This is a genomic window from Ruegeria sp. SCP11 (assembly GCF_040329455.1).
GTDB classification, from domain to species: domain Bacteria; phylum Pseudomonadota; class Alphaproteobacteria; order Rhodobacterales; family Rhodobacteraceae; genus Ruegeria; species Ruegeria atlantica_E.
The window spans coordinates 1-25,270 of record NZ_JBDZYG010000013.1 but is presented as its reverse complement, the minus strand read 5'-3'; the positions used below and the strand labels follow the sequence as shown (position 1 = coordinate 25,270).

At 56.0% G+C, this 25,270-nt stretch carries 15 protein-coding genes and 3 pseudogenes; 14 read left to right on the top strand and 4 right to left on the bottom strand.

Going from position 1 to position 25,270, the window contains the following annotated elements; genetic code table 11:
- The first annotated feature begins 288 nt into the window (after positions 1-288).
- The 4 genes from ABLN94_RS18375 (at position 289) to ABLN94_RS18360 (ending at position 5,563) form a co-directional block, all read left to right on the top strand.
- Positions 289-2,385, top strand: coding sequence for a hydantoinase/oxoprolinase family protein (locus ABLN94_RS18375; protein WP_352995123.1), 2,097 nt, complete (start codon positions 289-291; stop codon positions 2,383-2,385).
- Complete coding sequence (locus ABLN94_RS18370; RefSeq protein ID WP_352995120.1) at positions 2,382-4,103, top strand: hydantoinase B/oxoprolinase family protein; 1,722 nt, start codon at positions 2,382-2,384, stop codon at positions 4,101-4,103. The genes ABLN94_RS18375 and ABLN94_RS18370 overlap by 4 nt, the downstream gene beginning before the upstream one ends.
- A 78-nt stretch (positions 4,104-4,181) precedes the next feature.
- A complete protein-coding gene (locus tag ABLN94_RS18365) occupies positions 4,182-5,177 on the top strand; it encodes a GlxA family transcriptional regulator (RefSeq protein ID WP_352995117.1) in 996 nt (331 codons plus the stop codon).
- 2 nt (positions 5,178-5,179) lie between these two features.
- Positions 5,180-5,563, top strand: coding sequence for a RidA family protein (locus ABLN94_RS18360; protein WP_352995114.1), 384 nt, complete (start codon positions 5,180-5,182; stop codon positions 5,561-5,563).
- Positions 5,564-5,673: 110 nt separating this feature from the next.
- Here the strand turns inward: ABLN94_RS18360 and ABLN94_RS18355 are convergent, their stop codons facing one another.
- Complete coding sequence (locus ABLN94_RS18355) at positions 5,674-6,561, bottom strand: LysR family transcriptional regulator (protein ID WP_352995112.1); 888 nt, start codon at positions 6,559-6,561, stop codon at positions 5,674-5,676.
- Between the two features lie 93 nt (positions 6,562-6,654).
- On the opposite strand from ABLN94_RS18355, the gene leuB reads away from it, so the two are divergent.
- From leuB to ABLN94_RS18320, 7 genes and pseudogenes are all read left to right on the top strand, one after another.
- On the top strand, positions 6,655-7,740 hold the full coding sequence (gene leuB / locus ABLN94_RS18350; protein WP_352995109.1) for a 3-isopropylmalate dehydrogenase: 1,086 nt from the start codon (positions 6,655-6,657) through the stop codon (positions 7,738-7,740).
- The gene (locus tag ABLN94_RS18345) at positions 7,737-9,020 is read left to right on the top strand and encodes a GMC family oxidoreductase (protein ID WP_352995106.1); all 1,284 of its coding nucleotides are present in this window, start codon (positions 7,737-7,739) and stop codon (positions 9,018-9,020) included. Before leuB ends, ABLN94_RS18345 begins: the two co-directional genes overlap by 4 nt.
- 2 nt (positions 9,021-9,022) lie before the next feature.
- Positions 9,023-9,388, top strand: coding sequence for a GMC oxidoreductase (locus ABLN94_RS18340; RefSeq protein ID WP_352995103.1), 366 nt, complete (start codon positions 9,023-9,025; stop codon positions 9,386-9,388).
- Positions 9,385-10,866 (top strand): annotated as a pseudogene (locus ABLN94_RS18335) (aldehyde dehydrogenase family protein). Before ABLN94_RS18340 ends, ABLN94_RS18335 begins: the two are co-directional and overlap by 4 nt.
- 128 nt (positions 10,867-10,994) lie before the next feature.
- The gene (locus tag ABLN94_RS18330; protein ID WP_352995100.1) at positions 10,995-11,282 is read left to right on the top strand and encodes a hypothetical protein; all 288 of its coding nucleotides are present in this window, start codon (positions 10,995-10,997) and stop codon (positions 11,280-11,282) included.
- A complete protein-coding gene (locus ABLN94_RS18325; protein WP_352995097.1) occupies positions 11,279-12,616 on the top strand; it encodes an MmgE/PrpD family protein in 1,338 nt (445 codons plus the stop codon). The genes ABLN94_RS18330 and ABLN94_RS18325 overlap by 4 nt, the downstream gene beginning before the upstream one ends.
- A complete protein-coding gene (locus ABLN94_RS18320) occupies positions 12,613-14,160 on the top strand; it encodes a trimethylamine methyltransferase family protein (protein ID WP_352995095.1) in 1,548 nt (515 codons plus the stop codon). The genes ABLN94_RS18325 and ABLN94_RS18320 overlap by 4 nt, the downstream gene beginning before the upstream one ends.
- A 237-nt stretch (positions 14,161-14,397) precedes the next feature.
- Here the strand turns inward: ABLN94_RS18320 and ABLN94_RS18315 are convergent, their stop codons facing one another.
- On the bottom strand, positions 14,398-19,302 hold the full coding sequence (locus ABLN94_RS18315) for a beta strand repeat-containing protein (RefSeq protein WP_352995092.1): 4,905 nt from the start codon (positions 19,300-19,302) through the stop codon (positions 14,398-14,400).
- A gap of 485 nt (positions 19,303-19,787) precedes the next feature.
- Between ABLN94_RS18315 and ABLN94_RS18310 the strand changes: the two genes are divergently transcribed.
- From ABLN94_RS18310 to ABLN94_RS24755, 3 genes and pseudogenes are all read left to right on the top strand, one after another.
- On the top strand, positions 19,788-20,831 hold the full coding sequence (locus ABLN94_RS18310) for an AraC family transcriptional regulator (RefSeq protein ID WP_352995089.1): 1,044 nt from the start codon (positions 19,788-19,790) through the stop codon (positions 20,829-20,831).
- 136 nt (positions 20,832-20,967) lie between these two features.
- A complete protein-coding gene (locus tag ABLN94_RS18305) occupies positions 20,968-23,082 on the top strand; it encodes a tetratricopeptide repeat-containing sulfotransferase family protein (protein WP_352995086.1) in 2,115 nt (704 codons plus the stop codon).
- Positions 23,066-23,398, top strand: a pseudogene (locus tag ABLN94_RS24755) (IS6 family transposase); the annotation flags it as partial. The gene ABLN94_RS18305 and the pseudogene ABLN94_RS24755, both read left to right, overlap by 17 nt.
- Positions 23,399-24,061: 663 nt before the next feature.
- On the opposite strand, the gene ABLN94_RS18290 reads toward ABLN94_RS24755, so the two are convergent.
- A complete protein-coding gene (locus ABLN94_RS18290) occupies positions 24,062-24,847 on the bottom strand; it encodes an enoyl-CoA hydratase-related protein (protein WP_352995080.1) in 786 nt (261 codons plus the stop codon).
- A gap of 247 nt (positions 24,848-25,094) precedes the next feature.
- Positions 25,095-25,270 (bottom strand): annotated as a pseudogene (locus ABLN94_RS18285) (electron transfer flavoprotein subunit alpha/FixB family protein); the annotation flags it as partial.

Genomic DNA, 25,270 nt, shown 5'->3' with positions numbered 1-25,270 from the left:
CAGGACTCACTTTCTTTTATAGCTGGGTTTTTTGTTAGCGGCGAGTGCGATGACTGAGAAGCATACCTTTGAGCGCTTGCCGTAGTGCGCTGCCACACGTCGGCAGATGAAACTCAAAAGGCTTTGACCCTAAAAAACTACTTCACACTCGTGGTCAAAAACTAACCTGTTTGGCGAAAAATTATCTTTCAGATGGCGTAAATTTACTAATATCGAGCAAATTTTGAGCCAAAATCCCCGATACAAACACTCAGATCTGTCAAACATCCAACCAAAGGGGAACATCACGTGAGCGAGCGTAAATCAGGCCGCCTTGCGGTGGATATCGGCGGCACATTCACCGATGTGGCGCTGGATCATGATGGCCGTTTGGTTACCACCAAAACTCTGACCACCTCTGCCCGCCCGATCAACGGCGTACTGAACGGCATCCGCGCTGTGATCGACATGGCGGAAATCTCTCCCGACCAGATCGGCACGATCATTCACGGCACCACGCTGGCGTCGAATGCGCTGATCGAACGCAAGGGGGCCAAGACCGGGTTCATCACCACGGCGGGGTTTCGAGATATCTTGGAAATTGCCTATGAGCGGCGCTACGACCAATATGATCTGATGATCGACAAGCCCGAAATGTTGGTCAGGCGCGATCATTGCTGGACCGTGACAGAGCGGATGGACGCCGATGGCAATGTTGTCACCCCGCTGCTGGAGGACACCGTTCACGCGGTTGTCAAAGAGATTAAAACGCATGGAATTGAAAGCGTCGCAGTCTGCTTGTTGCATTCCTATCTGAACGCCACACATGAACGCCGCGTGCGCGAATTGCTGCAAGAGGCCTGCCCTGAGGTTTCGGTTACGCTGTCCTCCGACGTCTGCCCGGAGGTCCGGGAATATGACCGCGCCTGCACCACCATCGGCAACGCTTTTATTAAGCCGCTGATGGCATCTTATCTCAGGGAACTTTCAGGTGCGATTGAATCAGAGGGGCTGGATGCGTCGTTGTTCATCATGACCTCTGGCGGTGGCATGACGACGCTGAAGACAGCCATTCAGGCTCCAATCCGTATGGTGGAATCTGGGCCATCGGGTGGTGCGATCCTGGCTTGCCAAGTCGCGGAACAATGCAGTGCGGAAAAGGTTGTCGCCTTTGACATGGGCGGCACCACGGCCAAGCTGTGTCTGATTGAAGAGTACAAACCCCACCGCTCGCGCCAGTTCGAGATCGCCCGTGCGGCACGGTTTATCAAGGGATCGGGTCTGCCAGTACGCATTCCTGTCATCGAAATGATCGAAATCGGCGCGGGTGGCGGCTCCATCGCGCGGATCGATTCACTCGGTCGCATCGCGGTCGGGCCTGACAGCGCCAGTTCGGACCCAGGTCCGGTCTGTTATGCCAAGGGCGGTGACAAACCCACCGTAACTGACAGCGATCTGGTGTTGGGATATTTGGATCCCGACAATTTCGCCGAAGGCCGTTTCCGCCTGGACCGTGACAGCGCGCAAACGGCTGTGGCGGAACAGATCGGCGCACCGCTGGGATTTGACGCAACGGTGGCGGCGTACGGCATTTCGCAACTGGTCGATGAAAGCATGGCCAACGCCGCCCGCGTCCACGCCGCCGAATGGGGGCAAGAGGTTGCTGGTAGCACCCTGATCGCCACCGGCGGCAACGGCCCGCTACACGCCAGCCGTATCGCCGACAAGACGGATATCGATCGCATCATCATCCCGCGCGCGCCCGGGGTCGGCTCGGCCATCGGGTTCCTCAGCGCGCCGGTATCGTACGAAATCATTCGCTCGCTCTATTGCCGCCTCAGTCAGTTCGATGCCAAGACGGTGTCTAACCTGATCACTGAGATGGAGGATGAGGCGCGCGGCATCGTCCACGCTGGCGCGCAGGGCGGAGAGCTGAGCGAAAAGCGGGTCGCCTTTATGCGCTATGACGGTCAGGGGCATGAACTGGAGGTCCGCGTGCCCGAAGGCCCGGTAACCAATGAGACCGGCGACATCCTGCGCCTGAATTTCGAAGCGATGTATCTGGAGATGTTCGGCCGTCTGGTGCCGGGCGTGGATATCGAGATCATCAACTGGGCCTTTGTCGCCGCAACCAAAACGACCCCTCCCGAAAAGGCTGAAGTGCCCAAGGACACGCGCGATGTTCCGCCCACCGGTACCGCGCGCGTCTATTCACGCCCGGACGAAAAGATGATCGACATCAGCACTTTCAATCGGGCCAATCTAAGTACAGGCGACCGTGTCCAAGGCCCGGCCTTGGTCGCGGAATTGCAGACGACAACGCTGGTGGACCGCGGTTTTCAGGCGGTAATCGACACTGCGGGAAACATCGTGATGACACGCACCGGGTTAGGGGTATTGCAATGACCGACACACAAAACTCCGCTGCATCGGAGATTGAGCTGCAAGTGATGTGGAACCGCCTGCAATCGGTGGTGGATGAACAGGCACAGGCGCTGATGCATACGGCTTTCAGCCCCATCGTGCGCGAAAGCGGCGACATTTCAGCCGGCGTCTTTGACGTGCAAGGCCGGATGCTGGCGCAGGCGGTGACCGGTACGCCCGGCCATATCAACACCATGGCGGAATCTGTGAAATACTTTACCGAATACTTCCCGCCCGACACCATGCGCGAGGGAGATACCTATCTGACAAATGACCCCTGGCTGGGGTCGGGCCATCTGAACGACTTCGTGCTGGTGCAGCCCTCGTTTCTCGAGGGCAAGCTTGTGGGGATGGTGTCCTGCACCTCGCATTTGGTCGATCTGGGCGGTCTGGGCATGGGGCCGGATGGATCGGACGTCTATGACGAGGGGCTTCTGATCCCGCCGATGAAACTGGTCGATGCTGGTAAGATGAACCACACCCTGTTGACGCTGATCAAGTCAAACTCGCGCGCGCCTTTCCAGAACGAGGGCGATGTCTATGCCCTGATCGCGTGTTGCGATGTAGCCTCGGATCGGCTGGCGTCGATGATGCGAGAGTTGAAGATCACCTCGCTGGACCGCGTCGGGCAGTACATCTTCGACACCTCGCGCCGCATTACCGAAGCCGCCATCGCCGAGGTGCCGGACGGCACCTACACCCACACGATGCGGGTGGACGGTTATGATTTCGAAATCGACATGGTCGCGACGATGACAGTCGAGGGCCACAAGCTGAGCGTCGATTTGGCAGGTTCGTCCCCCTGTTCGCGCTATGGCATCAACGTGCCACTGAATTATGCCACCGCTTACAGCGTCTTTGGCTTGCGCTGCATTTTCGCGCCCGAGGTACCCAACAATGCCGGGTCGCTGGGGTGTTTTGAAATCACCGCGCCCGAGGAAGGCTGCATCCTGAACGCGCCCCGGCCCGCGCCGGTGGCGCAGCGGCATATCCTCGGCCAGATCATGCCCGACCTGATGTATGGTTGTCTGTATCAGGCCATTCCCGACCGAATTCCCGCCGAGGGGTCGTCTTGCATGTACGACCTACCCCTGCGTGGCGGGTTCGAGATGAACAAGGGGCAGGACGCAACCCAATACGCCGTCGAGATCACCCATAACGGCGGCACCGGCGCGCGCCCAGGCAAAGATGGGATGTCGGTCGCCGCCTTCCCCAGTGGCGTCTATGGCGCACAGGTGGAAATCACCGAAAGCGTGGCGCCTTTGCTGTTCCGCCGCCGCGAATTGCGGGCGGATTCCGGCGGTGCCGGTTTCTATCGCGGCGGTCTGGGACAGAATATCGAACTGGAAAGCCGCGAAAACCAACCCATCACATGGTTCGCCACCGTGGACCGGGTGATGTACCCTGCACTTGGTCGCAATGGCGGCCTGAACGGTGCGCCTGGGGTACTGCGGCTGAAGCACTCGGGCGTTGCGCTGAACGGCAAGGGCAAACAGGAAATCCCGGCGGGAGAGGTCTTTGACTTCCGCACCCCCGGCGGCGGCGGGCTGGGCAATCCCAAACACCGCCCCGAAGCGCTGGTTGCCGAGGATGTCCGTCTGGGCCTTGTCACCCGCGAAGCGGCCGAGCGGGACTATGGCGTTGTGCTGACACCGGATGGCCAGGTTGATGTCGAAGCGACCCAGAACTTGCGAGGCTGATCGCTTCGACCTTAATGTGATCGGGTGGCGCCGGGTAACTGGCTCTGATCCTAACAGACATGGCGGGAAAGGCCGTAAATGATCCCTACCGACGGTGGCAAAACGGAAAGATACGGGTTTCTGCTTTGCCCCGGGCACCCAATGTTGTCGGTTTCCGCCGCAATCGACACGCTGGCACTGGCAAATTACGTAGGACAGAAACAGCTCTATTCCTGGTGCACCATTAGCCAAGACGCCGAGCCGGCCAAATCCATGAATGGGCTGAGCGTGCAGGCCGACTACACATTTCGGAACGCGCCGCCGTTGACCTCGGTTGTTGTTTGTTGCGGCGTTGACGGGCATCAACAGGCCATGCCTGAAGTGATGTCGTGGCTGCGCCGCCTTCGGGCCTCGGGAACCGGCGTCGGCGCGGTTTCGACCGGCACCTGGGTTCTTGCGCGCGCCGGTCTACTAAAGGGGCGCCGCTGCACCATACATTGGGAGGATCGAGCGCCCTTTCGCGAGACATTCCCCGACCTTAATCTGACGGACGCGTTGTTTGAAACGGACGGGCCGGTTTTCACCTGTTCGGGTGGCACGGCGGTGGTGGACCTGACCCTAACCTTCGTCGCCGCCGCGCATGGAATCGATTTGGCCAACAAGGTAGCCGAACAATTGCTGCACGACGCCATCCGCTCGCCCGCCGCAACCAACGCTCTGAACCACCAGCGGCGGCTGGGGATCACCAATCCGCATGTCCGCAAAGCCGTGAAGATCATGGAAAACAATCTGGAAGACCCCATCACCCTGCCCGAGATCGCCAGCCGTGTCGGCCTGTCTCAACGGCATTTGGACCGGCTGTTCCATTCGCATCTGGGTCGAAGCCCAAAGCGGTATTACCTTGAATGTCGCCTTCGGATGGCGCGTTCATTAGTGCGGCAAACCGATCTGTCGATCATGGAAACTGCGGTGGCCTGCGGGTTTTCATCCTCGTCCTATCTTGCGAAATGGTATGCCCGGCAATTCGGCACCACCCCGCGCGAAGAACGCCGCGCGTTTGCATTGGAGCATCTTGAGGAGGAGGGGAGAAGCTGATCATGCCAATTTCGGTCAACATAACACCTGATGCGCCATCCGGGGCGGGCCCGTATTCGCAGGCTGTGCGCGCCGGGGATTTCCTGTTTCTGTCCGGCATCGGTTCGTTGGACGTAGAAACCCACGAAATTCAAGGCACAACCGCAGCCGAGCAGCTGCGCATCACGATGGAGCACATCAAGACCATTCTGGCCGCCCATGGCGCGACGCTGGAAAACGTGGTCAAGATGGGCCTCTACCTGCAGGACCCCGAGGATTACGAAGAGGCGAACGCAATCTATGCCGAATATTTCACCGCGCCCTACCCCGCTCGCCTGTCCGTTGGCGCGGGTCAGGTCTGGGAAATGAAGGTGAAGCTGGACTGCATCGCTTATCTGGGGGATTAAACTGGGTTTGTTGCAGACATTTATCAATTGGCCTTCGTAGCGTTGACGCCCGGCAGGCGAACGGCATTGTCAAACTAAGATTGAACTTTCAATTCATTCAAAGATGCACATCAACGGGTATTCGTGATCCAATCTTGGAATTGTGCAGCGCCCGACTTTACAGATCCAGTTGTTGTGATCGTGCAAAAATATCCGCGCTGCGTTTCGCACTCATGGGCGCAGGCACGCACCAGCGTTCCATTTCCAAGATACTCCGCCAACAAGGGTTGCCAACCGATGCCGATCCCAAGCCCGTTTTGGATTGCCCGCAAGTATACCATGTAGCTGACAAACACGTCATGCACGGGCGGTTGCGTAATGACATGTCCACTTGACGCAAAAAAACAGTTCCAATCACCACTATGGTCCGGGCTCGTCAGATGCAGCAGCTTCTGCCCGGCCAACGTCTGTAGGTCGAAGGGTTTACCCCTGGGCAATAGGTCGGGATGGCACACGGCCACCATAGTTTCTCTGAAAATCAAATTGCTCTCTGTATTGATAGGCCCGTCCTCACCAAACAGGATCACAACATCGCATGCCTTCGGGTCAAAGTCGTCGTTCTGGTCCCGTGTTATCACTTGCAGCTTGATATCAGGGAATGCAGCCTGAAACTCGGCAAGGCGAGGCAGAAGAAATAGGCTGGTGAAACCAATGCTTGCGCTGACCAATACAGTGTCGCGGCTTTGATGGGCTTTTGCCGTGTGGAGACCGTGGCGAATGGCGTCAAAACCTGAGGCGACCGATTTCGCCAGCAGTTTACCCTCTTCGGTCAATGTGAGGCGAGGCTTTGAACGAAGGAACAAAGCGACGCCCAGATCCTCTTCAAGAGCCGCGATGTGGCGACTGATTGCGGGTTGCTGGACGTTCAACTCCTTCGCGGCCTGAGAAAAGCTAAGATGTCTCGCTGCGGCCTCAAATGCGTTGATCTGGTGAAACGGGATAGGATCGGCCATCATCATTCCTATGAAGAATGTATTCTATTCACCATTTCCGCCTTTTTTCAATTTTTCAACTGCGCAATGCTGGTTGCACATCGAAAGAAGGAATGATCTGTGCGAAAGCAGATTCTGGCTCTTGGAGGTGATGGTATTGGCCCTGAAATTCTAGGGCACGGGCTGCGCGTTGCTCAGTTCTTGGCGGATCGGTCCGGGATCGCATTGGACGTCCTCCATGGCCTGTTGCATGGTGCATCATGGGATACGCACGGCATTTTCTGCACAGATGAGGTGCTGGAGAACGCACGTGCATCAGATGCCATTCTTGTGGGGGCTGTTGGAGGCCCCAAGTGGGATGACATCCGCGTTCCGGGTGGGGCTGAACGTCAGGATGGGCTGATGTACTTGCGTCACCACCTCCAAACTTACTTGGGCCTGCGGCCTGCACGCGCGTGGAAACCACTTCTGAACAAGACGCCGTTTCGGGCAGGTGCAGCAGATAGCGCGGATGTGCTGACTTTACGCGAGATGTGCGGTGGTGCGATGTTTGCCACGATGCGTGGGCAACGAGAGGTAAATGGCTTGCGGCAGGGATACGACTTGACGGCTTATGACGAAGCCGAGGTCGCACGCTTTGCACATGGTGGGTTCCAGCTCGCACGCCAACGCCGAAGGAAGCTGGTCAATTGCGACAAATCCAACGTGATGGAAAGCTACAAACTCTGGCGCGAGGTCGTCACGGAGGTGTCGCGCGCCTACCCGGATGTCACATTTGAAAACATGTTTGCCGACAATTGCGCCTATCAATTGATGATGCGTCCGCATGATTTTGACGTTGTAATCGGCTGCAACCAACTGGGTGATGTTTTGAGTGATCTGACCGCCGTCTATGCAGGATCGCTTGGCATGTTGCCTTCAGCCTGTCTGTCGGCCAATCCGGACAAAGGCCCGGTATTCGGCATGTACGAAAGCACCTCGGGTTCCGCGCCTGACATTGCGGGCCAAGGGATCGCCAATCCGGTTGGCACGATCCTGTCGGTCGGCATGATGTTCACCTACAGCTTTGGCTTACCGCAGATTGAGACGCAGATTGAAAACGCCGTGGAAGATGTTTTGCAAAGCGGCCTTGTGCCTCCCGATTTGGGCGGCACAGCGACCAGTGAAGCTATGACCGACGCCATTCTCGAAAGGCTCGCGGAATGACAAGCTTTGATTATGTCATTGCGGGCGGCGGCTCTGCCGGATGTGCGCTGGCTGCGCGTTTGGCAGAGGATCCATCTGTGTCCGTCTGCCTTGTTGAAGCAGGTGGCAAGGGGCGTGATCTCTTCATTTGTATGCCTGCAGGCAATGGATTTGTCTTCGGCAATCCTCGGCTGGACTGGGGATACACCTCCGTGCCTCAACCGAGCTTGAATGGTCGGTCGATTTATTTTCCACGTGGCAAGGCCCTGGGCGGGTCATCCATTGTCAATGGAATGATCTACATGCGTGGGGTACCGGCAGATTATGACGGTTGGCAGATGCCCGGGTGGTCCTTTGCGGATGTGCTGCCCTATTTTCGTCGCTCTGAGGGATCGCGGAACAGACGGGACGCATGGCACGGGGCGGACGGGCCGCTCAAGACAGAACCGGCACGGAATTTCGGAGAGATGGAACGAGCCTTTCTGGAGGCGGCTGTAATCGCCGGGCACAAGCAGATCGACGACTTTAACGGCCCATGTCGGACAGGTATCGCCCGCAATGACAGCACCGTATCAAACGGCGTTCGGCAATCAGCAGCGATTTCCTATCTTTCCAACCCGCCCAGCAACCTAATGCTGCGCACCCACACCCACATCGCGCGGATTGTGGTCGAAAATGGCAAAGCCGTAGGGTTAGAAACAATGGACGGAGACGTTATCCACGCCGCGCGCGAGGTGATTATCTGCCAAGGGGCGTTTGGTACGCCGCAATTACTTATGCTCTCAGGGATTGGACCTGCAGATCATCTGACCAAACACGGTATAAAAGTGGTCACCAACCTGCCCTCGGTTGGGGCGCATCTGTCAGATCATCCGGATGTGTCTATGCATTGGGGCTCCGAGCGGCTGGACTTGAGCCCTGCCAAGTATCAGCGATTTGATCACGCGGCCAGGCTGATGGGGCATTGGCTCCTCAATGGCGGAGGTCACGGCGGCGGGGCATTCTTCTCAACCGTTCTATTTCACGCACTTGAAGATCCGGCCCTGCCAGAGTTGGAGGTTTACATGACCCCGATGGTGGTTGAGGAAAACCTCAGCAATGGCGCCGCCGAGACCATCCCCTTAATGCAGCGACTTGGCCGCAAGCTCTTGGTTCGGGGGCGCAAGATGGCCCGGCCTGGTGTTCAGATCGACATCAACCTTGAACGCCCTCGCTCGGAAGGCACCGTGTACTTGGCCAGCGCCGATCCGCGCGCGCATCCAGTAATTGACCCAAACTACTTTGCCGATCCCATGATCTGAACGTGCTGAAATCCGGCGTAGCAGCTATGCGCCAGGTCATGGCGCAAGAGCCGATTGCCTCGCTCACGACAGGCGAGATCGGCGCCTGGAAAGACGCATACTCCGATACCGAGATCGAGAGGGCTATACGTGACACCGCCTATACGGGTCACCACCCTGCCTGCACCGCACGCATGGGCGACGTGCTCGACAGCGAATTGCGGGTACGTGGAATCGACGGGCTGCGTGTCTGCGACGCCTCAGCCATGCCGAAGCAAATTACCGGAAATCTCTATGCGACCGTGGTCATGATGGCGGAAAAAGCGGCCGACATGATCCTTGGCCGAGCACCTCTTCCTGCCGAATTTCCAATGGAGCAAACTCAATGAGTGACGTTCGAACCTTTCACTACTTCGTTGGCAACGAATGGCATGAGCCGATTGAAGGTCACTATATTGACAGCGAAAACCCCGCCAACGGGCAGGTCTGGGCACGTATCCCAGACTGCGGGCAAGCCGACGTAGACCGCGCTGTGGCTGCGGCGAAATCGTCTTTCTACGACGGGCCTTGGGCGCGCATGCAACCGGCCGAGCGTGGGCGATACCTGCGCCGGATCGGAGACGTAATTTCTAAACACGCCGACCGGTTGGGCGAAGTTGAGACGAGAGACAACGGCAAGCTCCCTTCGATGATCACCCCTGGCTTGCGCAAAGGAGCGTGGCTTGTGGACAGCTGGCACTACTATGCGGGGTTATGTGACAAGTTTGAAGGCCGCCTGATCCCGGCGGAGGCACCGGATATCCATAACTATGTCCAATGGGAGCCCTATGGTGTGGTGGCTCAGGTGCTGCCGTGGAACTCCCCACTGGGCACATTGTTTGTGAAGCTCGCGCCTTGTCTGGCGGCAGGGAATACGGTGGTGATGAAACCTTCTGAACAGTCCAGTTGCTCGACGCTGGAGCTGATGGAGGTGCTGCTGGAAGCGGAGCTCCCTCCCGGCGTTTTAAATGTAGTTACAGGCTACGGCCCTACCACCGCCGCCCCGATGATTGAACACGCTGACGTGCGCATGGTCAGCTTTACCGGCGGTACAGGCGGGGGGCGCGCAGCAGCGATCGCCGCCGCGCAGGGTGTGAAACCGGTAGTGATGGAGTTGGGAGGCAAATCGCCTCAGATTGTTCTTCCCGACGCAGATTTGGACCTCGCCGTGAACGGCGTAGCAGTAGGTATATTTCCACGGGGTGGGCAAAGCTGCATCTCCGGATTTCGTATTTTGGTGCATCGCGACATCATCGACGCGTTTACAGACCGCTTGGTCAATGTGGCGACAAAGGCCCGAGTAGGAGACCCGCTGGACCCGCAAACCCAGATCGGTCCTATCGCCAACCACCCGCATTACGAAAGCGTGCTGGCCAAAATCAAGGCGGCAGAAGCGGCGGGTTACAAAATGGCGCTAGACGGCCGCAAGGAATGTCGTGATGAGGGTTACTACATCGGCCCCACCATCTTTGCCAACGTCCCAAACACCGCCGATCTAGCGCAAAACGAAGTCTTCGGCCCCGTTGCCAGCACCGAAGCGTGGGATGATTAAGACGATGTCATCCGCATTGCCAATGACACGGTCTACGGGCTCGCCTCAGGTATATGGACCCGCGATGTTGCCAAGGCCATGCGTATGGCTGACCGGATCGAGGCTGGCACCGTATATATCAACAACTATTTCAACGCTGCCACCCAGTCTCCGGTCGGTGGCTATAAGCAGTCCGGCTTTGGCCGTGAAAACGGCTGGGAGGGGATGCGGTGCTTTTTGCAGACCAAATCCGTGTGGCTGAGCACAAACCCTCACCAGCCTGATCCTTTTGAGTAAGGAAGATACACTTGAGCGCGCGACACAATCACTGGAACCGTCACTCGGAACTGCCGACCCCTGCTTCACCCAATTTGTCTTGGCCGCGGCTTCCGATCACGTGGCTCAAATGGATTGCAAGGTGTTGGTTGACGGTTTCAACCATCGTTATGAAGTTCATCCTCTCTGGGGCTGAGTACGCTTGGGTAATGCCCAACGGAGAAACCACTAAGACCCTCTTGGCGGGGTGGATCGGCCGAATCTGGCTGCGCAATTTTCTCAATAGTCTGATCGAAGCGAGCGGGCTGCATCTGTGGTTCTACAACATGCGCCTCAACCCATGCTTTTCACATTCCGGCTTCGAAGCTGTCACAGCAGCCGAGAAAAACCGCCTGAAGGCGGGCAAGTTCCTTAAAGAGTTGGACAAGCTGTCATGACCGCCATCGCCCAAATTGCGCGTTTTGCGACCTCCGCTCAACTGAACAGAGAGCTTACAGATGTGATCGCGCCCGCCGTAGCCGATTGCTTTGGTTGCATTCTTGCCGGAGCAAACAGCGAAGTCGCCAAACGGACCGCTACCGCCCTTGCGGACCAAGGGGCTGGATCTGCTCAGCTCTATGGGTGCACCCGAACCGTCAGCCCGCTTCTGGCTGCACAGATGAACGCAGTGGCAGGTCATGTTTGGGACCTCGATGATTGGGAAGAGCCAGGCAACACACACCCCACGGTGGTTATGCTGCCAGCACTCCTGGCCGCGAGCCACATCCATCCTTCCAGCGGGGCTGATCTGTTGGCTGCCTATGCAGTGGGCAGCGAGATCATCATGCGCCTCGGTGAAGCGGTTTCGCTCGACCATTACGCTCGTGGCTTTCATTCCACTGCCACGCTTGGCACCATCGGCGCCGCCGGGGCTTGTGCGCGGCTACTGAGATTGACCGAGAGCCAAACTGTCCACGCCTTGGCGTTGTCAGTTTCCTTAGCAACCGGCTACTCATTGCAATTTGGTTCGAATGCCAAGCCCCTACAGGCAGGATGGGCCGCACGGGGTGGGTTAGAGGCCGCCCTGCTGGCTGCACAAGGCCTCGCAGGACAGGCCCATGTGCTGGATCACGCCCGCGGCTTTGCGGGTTTGATGGGAAACTACGACGCGAACCGGTTCGAACATCGTATGGATCGGCTTGGCACTCCATGGGCGTTGCAAGAGTACGGGCTTATCCTCAAGCCATGGCCGTCCTGCGGCTACACCCATCGTTTAATGACGGCAGCGCTGGATCTACGAGACGCATTGGCGGACCGCTTGTCTGAAATCACTTCTATCCATGCACAAATTCCCGATTTCCATGCAGAGATTCTACCCTTCATGAACCCGGCAACGCGGAATGAGGCACTGTTTTCCGCACCGGCTTGCATCGCGCAGATCCTGAGCAGCGGGAACCTGACGCTGGAAGATAGCGCAAGTGAATTCTGGCGGCGCCGAGACGTATCACGATTGATTGCCTTGACCTCAATCACTGCGGAACCGGCGCAGCGACCCGAGATGAACTATGACCCAGCCCAGCCCGATGTGCTGACGGTCACCTTATCGACGGGCGAGGTGCTGCAAGCCTCCTGCGCTACTCCGCTTGGTGCCGCACAGTCTCCAATGACGCTGGAACAGCTTGGCGCGAAATTCGCCGCATTAACCGGAAAACCCGAAAGCGCTTTTGACAGCGTATTTTCATGGCCGGATGCCCCAGACATTGCCACCTTTTTCCGAGGAGAAAGCCTATGACTACCCGAACCCGATCAGGTGGACGCGCCGCGCGTCGTCAGGCACGCAGTGACGGGGCTGGGTCCGGGCCGACAAATGCGATCTGGCCGGGGATCGAAGGCGGTCAATACGCTCCACTGACCCAAGCAGAAATCGGGAAGATCGACCAAACTGCGATGCGCATTCTCGAAGAAATCGGCATCAAGGGTGCCTCACAGAGATGTATTGGCACGATCACCGCTGCAGGGGGACGCCTAACCGAGGACGGCCGCCTGTTGATGCACGAGTCTCTGGTGCGTGACGTATTGAAGACCGCAGGGCGTGGCTTCAAGCTCCATGGGCTCGACCCCGCCCATGACATCGACCCTTCGGGCAACCGCACCTATTTTGGCACATCTGGTGCGGCGGTACATATAGTTGACAGCGCAACTGGCGAGATCCGCGACACGACCCTTCGCGATCTCTACGACATGGCACGGCTGGCCAACCAACTCCCTAATATTCACATGTTTCAGCGCACGGTGGTCGCCCGTGACATCTCGGACCCGCGCGAAATGGACCTGAACACCGCCTATGCCTGCATGAAGGGTACAGCCAAACCCACGGGCACCTCTTTCGGATCGGCGATCGTGATGGCAGAGGCGGTGCAGATGATGGCTATGATTGCAGGCGGCTATGACGCTTTGCGCGCACGGCCTCCAATGTGTGTGTCTACCTGCTTCATTGTGCCCCCTCTGACCTTTGCCGAGGACGCGCTCGAAGTAATAGAATGCGCCGCCAAATACGGCATCCCGCTCAAGTTGGTGTCCGCAGGACAAGCAGGCGCCACCAGCCCCGCGCCGTTGGCCGGAGCCGTAGCTCAGCAAACTGCCGAGGTGCTGGCGGGCATTGTCTATGTCAACCTCTTGAACCCCGGCCACCCTGCCACTTTTGGCGCGCTTCCCTTTGTCAGCGACCTGCGAACCGGAGCGATGTCGGGCGGATCAGCTGAACAAGGCCTGCTCATGGCCGCCTGCGCCCAGATGGCCCAATTCTACGATATTCCCTGTGCCGTGAGCGCGGGGATGACTGACAGCAAATTGCCGGACTTTCAGGCAGGATACGAAAAGGGTTACACGGAACTCTTGGCCTCGTTAGCAGGTGCCAATCTGGTCTATGAGGCTGCGGGTATGTACGGATCTCTGCTGGGCTGCTCGTTAGAGAGCTTTGTCCTCGACAACGACCTGATCGGCTCTGTAATGCGGGCGACACGTGGGTTTGAGGTGAACGAGAACACTCTGTCTTTGCAAACCATCCGTGATGTCTGCGTAGATGGGCCTGGACATTTTCTTGGGCATAATCAGACGATCCATCGCATGGAGAGCGATTATTTTTATCCGGCGATGGCCGACAGGCGCACACCGCAGGAATGGGCAAAAGCTCCGGACAAAGACCTGCTGGAACGCGCCCGTCTACGCACGAAGGAATTGCTGGCGCACCCAGCCCCGACGCATATCCCCAATGAGATTGACCGGGATGTCCGTCAACACTTTCCCATTCGAGCCCTGGGAAACGACATACCTTGAGGCATTTTGCTTAAGGGTGCCGTTGAGTTAACCGAGCGATCCGACTTTTTGGGACTGTGTTTTACGTTCATGCCGCGACCTGCACGAAAGGCACTCTAAGTTGCACGAATGCCGGGTCCCTTGAGCGGTTTCGGTAGCAATGCTGCAACTAACCGAACATCCAACGGGTTAAGTCGAGTGTCCGGTTTTGTTCAATTACGGCATGGGCGCTCACCTACAGGCTATCATCCGGCCTTTTTAGAAGGACCAATTTAAGCCTGCTTTCACGTATGGCCCTTGCGCGCCATCGCCAAACTCTTGCTCTGCGGTCAGTTCCAACTTTGCTCCGCTCGAAAATTCCTTCTCATAGCCTAACAACAGATTGCCGCCGGTAAAATCCGATGCCGCAAAAGTCAGATCGTTTGTAGCGGTAAACACAGTCACATCCGCTGTCGAATCTCCGAGATCACGGCGGAGCACACCGCCAACCTGACCAATGAGTGAACCGGCACCTGCGATCGGCTTCTTAGCTTCCAGCCCAAGCCGCGCTTCTAGCACCTCGGTGGTAACTTCGCCCACCGTTGCATCCGCACTCGAGCCAGTTTCGGAGTAGCTGTCATCGTCTTGCCGAGTATATCGAACACTACCAAACCCCAGCAGATCGACACCGCCTTCATAGCCAAAGTTTCGTTCCAAGCCGACACGAGCAGTTATGAGAGTGCTGTCGTAATCGCCATCCGCGTCCGGGCTGCCCGAAATCGTGCGCGTTTTGTCAGTTGAAAGAAATCCAAGTCCCAGATCAGCTTCGAGCACATAATTTCCGAATTGCCGTCCGCCCGCCACGCTCAGGTAGACTGCGTTTGTGTCGAAGGTTGAGTTGTCGCTGTTGCCATTTGCATAAAACACGCCCAGTGCAACCGCCAGCGACACGCCGTTTTCCAACTGCCCCGCAATACCAGCATTGCCGTTGAAAAGACTGAGGTCTGTTCTGTCGCCGAAACTATCCTCAAATCGTTTCCCTTGGGCATCAATCATCGCGAAGGGTCGGAAACTGGTCAGATAATGGGAACGTGTCTCGCTAAAGGGCAAAGCTCGACCAACTTCTGGCAGCGCTTGGTAGTTCAATGCATCACTGACACTGCCAATAACGTCGCCGTAGGTGGCGATGACATCGCGCGATGTGAAGATCCCGCTGGAGTCCATTGCGGCATACACTGGATCAGTGCCCCCTTCATCCCGTACGAACCAGACAGACCTGTCATCGGAAACCGTTTTCGTAAACGTTCCGACCCCAGGGGCCGCATCCTCGAAATAGAACACGGCATTTTCACCTTGGGCATCCAGATTTACATCGTGATCAGCGACCCGTATTTTTCCTGTAACGGTATCACTTGTGTCCAGATTTACTGATCCGGATCCCGTTCCCAGATAAATGGCAAAGGCTTCACCTGTTTCGGACATGGCCGAAATTGAGCCCACATCTGAAATCACCCCGTCATGGTTTTCTATGTAGAGGCCGTACGCATTGGCGCCGACCCCACCGGATGCCGTCGCTTCAATGGTTCCGCTGTTTGCAAACTCACCCTGAAAATCGTTGATATGAAAGCCCGCTGCAGTAGCGATGGCGCTGCTTGTTGCATTGTCCAGATTTGCTGCCACACTCACATATCCAGCATTAGTAACTGATCCGGACACGTTGCCACGCAAGTAGACCGCGATCGCTTCGGCTTCTTGGGCTCCGGCTGCGTGAGCAATCAAGGAACCTGTATTGGTGAAGTCTCCGGTCAGGTCGCTGCCCACATATAACGCGCAAGCTTCAGCGACGCCCGTTTGGGACTCGGCCGCTGCCGCAATCGTGCCAGAGTTCGAGAAACCGCCGATCAAATCGTCATCGATGTAAATCCCGGCAGCGGTGACATCTTCAATTCCAATCGCCGTTGCGGAAATGTCCCCGTCGTTGGCGGCATTTCCAACGACGTCGATGTTGACATACACACCGTAGGCTTCGGCGTCATCGCTGTCTGCATCAGCTGTGACGGCGAGGGAGCCTGAATTCTGAAAATCTCCAATCAGGTTATTGTTATAGTAGAAGGCCGTCGCCGTCGCGTCGTCACCCCCCTTTGCCGAGACGGCAACGGAACCCTGATTCTCAACGTTTCCAGTAGCATCGCCATCAACGACGGCAAACCCGATGCCGAACGCATCACCATTCACAACTTCGGTAGACACGTCCACCGTACCTGAGTTCAGCACTGTTCCATCAAGTCCACCAGCGACGAATACCCCGTGAACGGCGGCGGTATCGCTTCCTGCACCCTGCGCGGCGATTGTGCCACTGTTTGAGATACTTCCGGTCATGCTGTCCGAGACAAACAGCCCGTACGATACGGCTTCTGATGACTCCGAAATCGTCGAGGTGGAAATTGTTCCGGAATTGTCGAAACTCCCCTCAAGTCCGCGGGAGATGAAAACCCCTGCAGCGGTCGAGGATGTAATTCCATCTACTTGAGCAGTGATCGTGCCCTGATTGACGATATCGCCAGTCATGCCCTGATCGGCCCAAAGACCATAAGCGTCTGCTTCAGAGACCTGAGCCGAGGCAGTCGCAGCGATCGTACCTGTATTGCTGAAATCACCCGTCAGCCTGCCAAAGGTACTGATGCCTGCGGCGGCTGCGGAAGAATAGCCATCCGCCTGGATATCAATGACACCACTATTCGCGATATTGCCATTCATTTCTTCTCCGACGTACAGGCCATAAGCCTCGGCTACGCTGTCTTTGGCCGTCGCCTCGACCGTTACCGAGCCAGAGTTAGTGATACTGCCATCCAGATTTTCGTCGATGAAAAAGGCTCTTGCGTCTACATCCGTTGCCGCGCTCGCCCCTATGTTGATTGTACCGCTGTTTTCAATGTTTCCGGTCATACCTCGTTCAAGTTGGAGCCCGTAAGTATCTACACTGGATGATTGATCCACCGCTCTTACGACGAGTGTTCCGGTGTTCGTGAAATCGCCGTCAAAACTACTCGTTTGATAAATGCCGGCGGCGGACACGCCAGAAAAACCATTGGCGATAACTTGGATCGACCCTTCATTCAGTATGTCCCCAGTCACGCCCTGACCGCCGGTTAAATACAGGCCATATGCATATGCTTCGTCGGCCTGAGATATCGATGACGCCTGAATCGTGCCGGAATTTGTGAAATTCCCATCAAGACCCCGTATGATAAAAAGCCCATATGCCTCTGCCGATGAAAAGCCATCTGCAGTTGCGCTTAAGGTTCCGCTGTTCGTGAAACCACCGTCCACGCCCTGTCGTACATAAAGGCCGTATGCATCGGCGTCCGCGGATGCTGCTCTGGCAACGACTGAGATTGTGCCGGAATTATTGACGTTGCCATCCAAGCTGCCGCGAATGCTGAATCCGGCTGCTGTGGCAGATGATCCACCTTCAGCGTAGGCCAATACGGTGCCGCTGTTTGTGATATTTCCGGTCATGTTTTCGTCGATACGCAGACCATACGCATCCGCTTCGGATGTTTGACCGAGCGCTCTGGCACTAATCGTGCGCGAATTGTTGAAATCACCGTTCAGGTTGTCAACAATTTTAACCGCGCTGGCTGATGCAAAGCCCGCGCCATCGGCATGCGCGCCGATAATTCCACTGTTCATTATGTTACCGTTTGCATCGTCGTCGATCTCAAGACCATTGGCAGTAGCAGGCCCACCGTTTGATCTTGTGACAACGCTGATCGAGTTGGAGTTGTCGAAATCGCCCTCAAGATTATCTGTGGTATAAATCCCAACGGCTCGACCAGTCCCCTCAGCGACGGCTCTGACCTGAATAGCTCCACTGTTCGTCACCTTGTCCCTGAAATCATCATTGATGTTGAGGCCGAAAGCGGATGCTACCCCCGATTGCCCCGTCGCGGCCACAGTAATGGTTCCGCTGTTTTCAACAGTCCCGCCAACATAGTTTCCAACGTACAGCCCCATAGCAGATGCCGCCGTAGCCCCGTCGCCACGGACATTGACGTTGCCGCTGTTTACAAGGTTTCCCTCTACGCCGCTTCCACTTTGAAGACCGTAGGCTTCGGCATTGGCAATCTGGTCCTGAGCAACAACGTTGATCGTACCAGAGTTGTTAAAATCCCCGGTTAGTCGACCAAGAGCGTAATAGCCTGCAGCGGTCGCCGAAGAATAGCCAGCGGCACTGACATCGACGATTCCACTGTTCAGAATGCTCCCGGTCACACCGTTGTAGGAGAATAGGCCGTATGCCCTGGCATCATCATTGACGTTATCTGTCGCGGTTACTTTAATCGTACCTGCGTTTGTAACATCTCCTGTAATTTGTCCCGGCACATAGGCTCCATAAGCAAGCGCATCTGCCGCGCCTTCAGCCTGTACATTGATGTTACCCGTGTTCGACCAGTCACCTGAGGCGGCACGACGATAGCGGACCCCATAGGAAGTTGCCCGCGAAGACGCGGAGCTTGCGGTTACGCTAATAGTGTTAGAATTCTCAAAATCGGTGTTCATCCCTTCGAAAAAGAAAAAGCCGGACGCCAATGCCTGTGTTTCGGCATTGGCCGTTACGTCGAACGTTCCCGAGTTTTCGACGAACCCGGATGCCAGGACTTCTTCATCGAAATAGGCGCCAAAGGCATTCGCGTATGCTGTAGAGGACGTTGCAGATGCGGTTACGGCACCTGAATTCGAGAAATGGCCAGCAAACGACTGGTCAAACCGAAAGCCAAAAGCACGAGCAAAGGGCGACCGATCAGTGTCAACAAGGATCGTGTTATTGTTCACGATCTGCCCCGTCGCATCCAGCTCGCCATTCAGAAACAGGCCGTAGAGGGTTGATTCAGAATCTCCTTCAATCGAGATCGTTCCGTCATTGGTGAAAACACTGGTATAGTCGGTATCAATCGTAACGGCAGGTGCAGCGGCTCTGGTCGTAGTCACTGTTCCTGCAACCACCGTAACCGCGCCAGTTGATGTGACGCTGTTGTTCTCGTCGATGGCAAATATTGCCTGCGAAGTTTGCGGCACCGTAATCTCTTCTGCCCCGACCATATCCGCACCGAAAACGCCGAAGGATGCCGATGTCAGAAACAAGGAAGGCGCGATACTGGCGACCCTTCCTTTCCATTTCACAAGACGTCCACCACGAGCCACGACTCTCGGGTCGTGCCGCTTACTTTTGCAATTAATCACAGGAGACCTTTAGACTTTTGAGCTTACTGAATAGCCTCAAACTCGGCACACATCGTCGGTTTCGGATCCGAGCGACGTTTGGAAAGTGACATGCATCTCAATTTGAAACTGCGCCGCATCCTCAACCCTTGGGCTTATTGTTTTCAGTGAACTCGTTTCAGAGTTGACACACAGTAAGACTTGGCTGGCCCTGTCGGATCAAGGACAGTTCACGCAAGCAACCGGACAGTTTGCGCCAATCTGCTGCTCTTGCATGCGCAGTCTGGCCGAAGGGCCACACGGCTCGCAATTCCAGTTCAAATGATTGTCATTCCGCAAACCGGTCGCTAGACGAACGAAAGCCATTTGTGGCAACGACTACCTAAATACCCCATAAAAAAAGCGCGACGCAGCGCATGTGCTGCTCGGAACTTGAGACCCTCAAAGTGCAGCAAGCAGAAAATCCGTTAAATCATAAGACCATCGCAGCCGCCGCCGCCAACATGGTAGGCTATGCCATTTCGCGCGGAGTTCCAGTCACGGAGATTGTAGAAGAGCTGGGCATTGACCCGACTCAATTGCTCAATCCGAATGCCAGGATAAGCGAAGACGATTTCCCGAAAATCATGAACAAAATGGCAGCCTCTTTGCCGGGTGAACCGCTCACTCTCGATCTAGCAAAAGTTACACCGTTTTCCATGCTTGGATATGTAAGTTCGGCGGTCGAATTTGCGCCCACGGTCCGCGACGCACTTGAAATGCTGGTGCAATACCGGTCGGTTTTGTCGGATCGGTTGCATCTAACGTTCGAGACGACAGACACACATGCGCGACTTGGGATCTACCATCCAATGGACGAGCTTGATAACGGCGCGACGGGAGAGTTCGGTTGTGCCCTGTTGTATCGGACAATGTGCGAGTGGTTTGACCTTGCAGACGCTATTAGTGAAGTCCAGTTCGCGCATAAACCCTTTCTTGAGCTTAGGCTGTACGAAGAGTTCTTCGGTACAAAAGTAACATTCGAACAGCCGAGAAATACGCTGGTTATAATCAGTGATGCGCTGGACAGACCTAGCCGGCTATCCAGCAAACCTCTGCACGATTACGCACGGGCGCATTTGGAGCGCATGAATAGAGAAAATGGCCTCTCGAACCTCGATACTCAGGACCTGCAGAAAGTGCATGACGCAATTTGCGAGAATGCAGCTGTCGGAGAGTATGGTGCGACAGCGCTCGCAGACAAACTTCATGTAAGCCTGAGATCGTTGCAAAGGCTTGTGGGCCAGCACGGCAAGGAGCTTCGCGAAATGCTTGAGGAGGTTCGCGAAGCCAATGCCAAGCGCCTGCTTGCCAACCCGGACTTGAGTATCGATACAATTGCGCAGTTACTTGGCTACTCTGACGACAGGGCCTTCCGCCGGTCCTTCAAGCGTTGGACGAACCAATCTCCTTCGCAATACAGGGATACGATAAAGGACAACGCTATGTAAGCGCGGTTCATCGCAATCTTTATGCGAATTCTCTGGTGGTGGAGGCGCATGGAATTGAACGGATTTTGACGATGCAGAAGATCAGATCACAAGTGCAAACGATCCTCAGCACGTGTCACAAACAGGAATTTTCAACGTGGTTCAAAACAAGCAGATCTCAGTTCAGGAAGCTTTTCAGCAAGGTATGGCCCACTATCAGAGCGGTCAGCTCAAACCGGCTGTACATATGTTCTCGGAAATCCTGCGCGTGACGCCGAACTTTGCTCAAGCCCATCAGATGCTAGGCTTGATCGCGTTCCAGACGGGCCAAATTGAGCCTGCGGTAAGGGCGATGACTGAGGCGATGAGATTGCAACCTGAGAACGTGAATTTCCTGACGAATTTCACTGAAATCCTGCGGACCGCTGGTGATCTGACAAAAGCTGTTGAGGTCGGCACGCGAGCCGTTCGTCTGGCTCCGGGGAATGCCGCGGCGCATTCAAACCTTGGGCTCGTTTTTTATGATCTGGAGCGACTTGATGAGGCGCGGGCATCGCAAGAGCGCGCCGTGGCGCTCGATCCGGAATTCGACCGCGCGATCAATAATCTGGGCAGTATTGCGCGAGACAAGGGCAACCGAAATCTGGCGGCAGAACTCTACCGCAAAGCGCTGAAGATTAATCCCGCGTCCTCTGAGACGGCAAACAACCTGATATCGGTCCTGATTGAGAACGAAAACATAGTCGATGCCCGCGCCGAGGCCGAAGCACAACTGGAAAGGTTTCCGCGTGACGCGGAATTACACCGTAACTTTGGCCGCGTTTTCATGTTGGAAAACAATCTGGACAAGGCGGAAAATGCGTTCCGAAACGCGATCTCGTTGAAGGGGGACAAGGCAGACAGCTATGTCGGATTATCGCAGGTTCTCTACGAAAAGAACCACCCGAAACTGGCCTTGATAGAGGCGGAGCAGGCCCTGCGTCTTGACCCGGAGAGTGCGTCTGCGTGCCATCAGATTGGTATGGTCAAAGCGCATCTCGGGGAGATAGAGGAGGCGATAGGATTTTATCAAAAAGCGCTGGAGCTGAAACCTGACTTGTCATCTACCCGTTTGGCTCTCGGACACCTGGAAATCGAACGTGGCAACTTCGACGAAGCTCACGAATATTTTGAGCATGCAGCCACAACAGCCGACGACAAACTGGGCGCAACAATCGCTTTGGCAAGGCTGGAAAAGATCACGCCGGACAATCCTGTGTTTCAGGCTCTGGAGGAGGCCCTGCCAGACGCCCCATCGATGCTGCCGCAGAAGGCTACCGCTTATCACTACGCGTTGGGCGAGTGCTACGAAAAGCTGAAACGTCATGAGGACGCCTTTAAGCAGTTCCAAGTTGGAGCGAGGATAAAGCGCTCAATCACCGATTATGATCCAGCGGAAAACGACCGCCTCACGGATGACTTGATCGAAACTTTTGACCAGCAGATGATCGAGCGGTTGCGTGAACACGCGGTCTCAAGTGACCGGCCCATCTTTGTGCTGGGGATGCCGCGCTCGGGCACAACTCTGACGGAATCTATTTTGAACGCCCATCCCAACATATTTGGAGCGGGTGAGCTCAACGACCTGCAAAACATTTTTGGGCGGCTTGGGGACGGGACTACCAACGTTCCGCAAGCGGTTAAATCCGCAACCGGTGCCAAACTGGCGCAAAGGGCTCAGGACTATATCGATGCGCTAAACCTGCATGCTCCCGACGCACCCCATATCGTCGACAAGATGCCAGCCAACTTTCAGCTTGTTGGTCTGATCCACGGTCTGATGCCAAACGCCAAAATCGTTCACGTCGCGCGCAACCCTTTCGACACCTGCCTGTCCTGCTTTACGCGCCTGTTCGAGCGGAGCCAGCTGTATAGTTATGACCTTGTCGAGCTTGGTCGCTACTACAATAATTACGCCCGTGTTATGGACCACTGGCGCAATGTTCTGCCTGAAGGTTCATTTTACAATGTGCAATACGAAGCGTTGATTGACGATTTCGCCTCAGAAACGCGCCGGTTAATTGAGTATTGCGGCCTGGATTGGAACAGCTCCTGCCTTGAGTTTCACAAGAGCAAACGTCGGGTCCGAACCGCCAGCGTTCAGCAGGTACGTCAACCGCTGTATAAGTCATCCAAAGAGAAATGGCGGAAGTATGAAGAGCAATTAAGCCTGTTGGTCGATACAATCGCCGAGAGCCGGGTGAACATCAAACAAACTGGCACTGTTGCATGAACCGGCGTTGGCGGTGCGTTGGTTTTGCCGATTTCTGCTGTCGGGCCGAGATATGCGCGACCTTCTGGCCGAGCGTGGGGTCGATGTGAATATTTCGACGGTTTATGGCTAGGTCCAAAAATTTGGTCCAGAGATCCGAAAGCGTGCGTACAGTAATCACCGGACGTGGCGTGGGTTGCAGTGGCACGTGGACGAAACATATGTTCGCGTCGGCGGGAAGTGGCGTTATCTCTGGCGCGCGGTTGATCAGAGCGGCCAACTGATCGATTTTCGATTAACTACCCGACGGAACGCCAAGGCTGCAAAGGCTTTCATTTTGAACCTTTTTCCAAAAGCCACTTGAAGAAGGGTGGGACCCTCCGTCTGCAGCTGGATCACCTAATCCAACAGAGCCTCCAGACTAATCCAACACCGAATGTCTGGCTTCTGAACCGCTAAACCGCATATTGTGTTGCATGTAAATGGTACCGAAGCTGGCATTCAATTGAGGCGTATCAAATGCAGCTTTGTCCGCACCACCGCCATTTGAGAGCCAAGTAAACAATGTCGGGATTCCACGGTTTACGTCTCGCGGCGCGAGCAAGAGTCCAAAAAAAACGTTACCGACGTCGGGAAAGGTCTCAAACTACATATCGGCGCAAGGTGCTCGGTACGCTTCTTCATTTCCGCTGGCAGGGCGGCAGAGCGCTGATAGAAAAGGGAAAAAACCCTGCATCCTGGGGCGAAAATCAGGCGACAAGCCCGCCCGGTTCGGCACGCGCCGCTACAAACGCCGAATAGAACTGAGATTATGCTCGGTTGCCTGAAGATCTTCCTCTCAGCCGTCACGCCCACAGCTGCCGTGTTGTTCTGGCTGTAAACCAATGAGGCTGGAGCCTACTGCAACGACTTCCGGCTTTCAGCTTTCCACCGAGCTCGCTGGACAAGTGCGCCCAAACGAAGGCCCAGCCCAACCTTTCAGTGAATTTGCGACACAATCCTATAACGTGATCTTTGAGTAATCTGGCTCCCGCTTTTCCGCAAATGCACGGGCTGCTTCCGCGAATTCGGGCCCCTGCAAGCTTTCATAAAATATCTCGAACTCCCGTTCTATCCTTGCATCCAGGGTCTCGCCGGACACGTCGCGCAACAACGCACGTGACTTCATCACCGCGCCGAGTGGTTGTTTGGAAAGGGCAATGGCTGCAGACTCGGCGGCGGAAGCCACCTCTGCTGGTGGCAATACCCTGGAGACCATCCCAAGCGTATCGGCTTCCAGAGCTGAGAAAGTGCGACCCAGCAGGATCAGTTCGGCGGCCTTGGCAGACCCCATCACACGCGGCAGCAAGTAAGACGAACCCGCCTCGGGCACCACGCCCAGATTGACGAACGGCATCCGGAACCGGGTGTCCTCGGCCGCGTAGATCAGATCGCAGTGCAGAAGCATTGTGGCCCCGATCCCGACGGCCAGACCTTCGACCTGTGCCACGATTGGTTTCGGAAAATTGACCAACGCCCGCACAAATTGAATGGGCGCGGGTTCTTCTATCTCGGGTTTTGTGAAATCAGCAAGGTCATTGCCGCTGGAAAAAACGCCACCTGCACCGCGCAGCCAGATCGTGCGCACTTGCGGATCGGAAGCTGCATTGTTGAGAGCACAAGCCATCGCCAGGTACATTTCGCGTGTGATGGCGTTTTTCTTGTCCGTATTATCCATGGTCAGGCGTTGGATCGCGCCCATTCTATCATCGACTATTCGGCCTTCATTGAGTGCTTTTTTGTTCATCTCAGTTTTCCTTTCTTCCGACGCACTCCCAGCGCCAGCCAATGCCCCGAGCCAGCGCAATACGTGGGGGCATGACCGACGCCTTCGTCTATCGCCGCCATGGATGCGTGACGAGACATCGCCGAACTCGGCGTCGCGCAAAAAAAGCAATCAGCCCCAGATTCACGCCCGGTCAGTTAACTTTGCAGGGCCTTCCGGCCTCCTTCGAGGCTGCAGCCGAGTAAAGCGATTGGGTTTGTGGCAATCTTCAGATCTTCTCGGTGAATTCCGGGACGGCTTGGAACAGGTCTGCGACCAATCCGAAGTCGGCGGCCTGGAAGATCGGGGCTTCTTCGTCCTTGTTGATCGCAACGATGACCTTCGAGTCCTTCATGCCCGCCAGGTGCTGGATTGCGCCCGAGATGCCGACGGCGACATACAGAT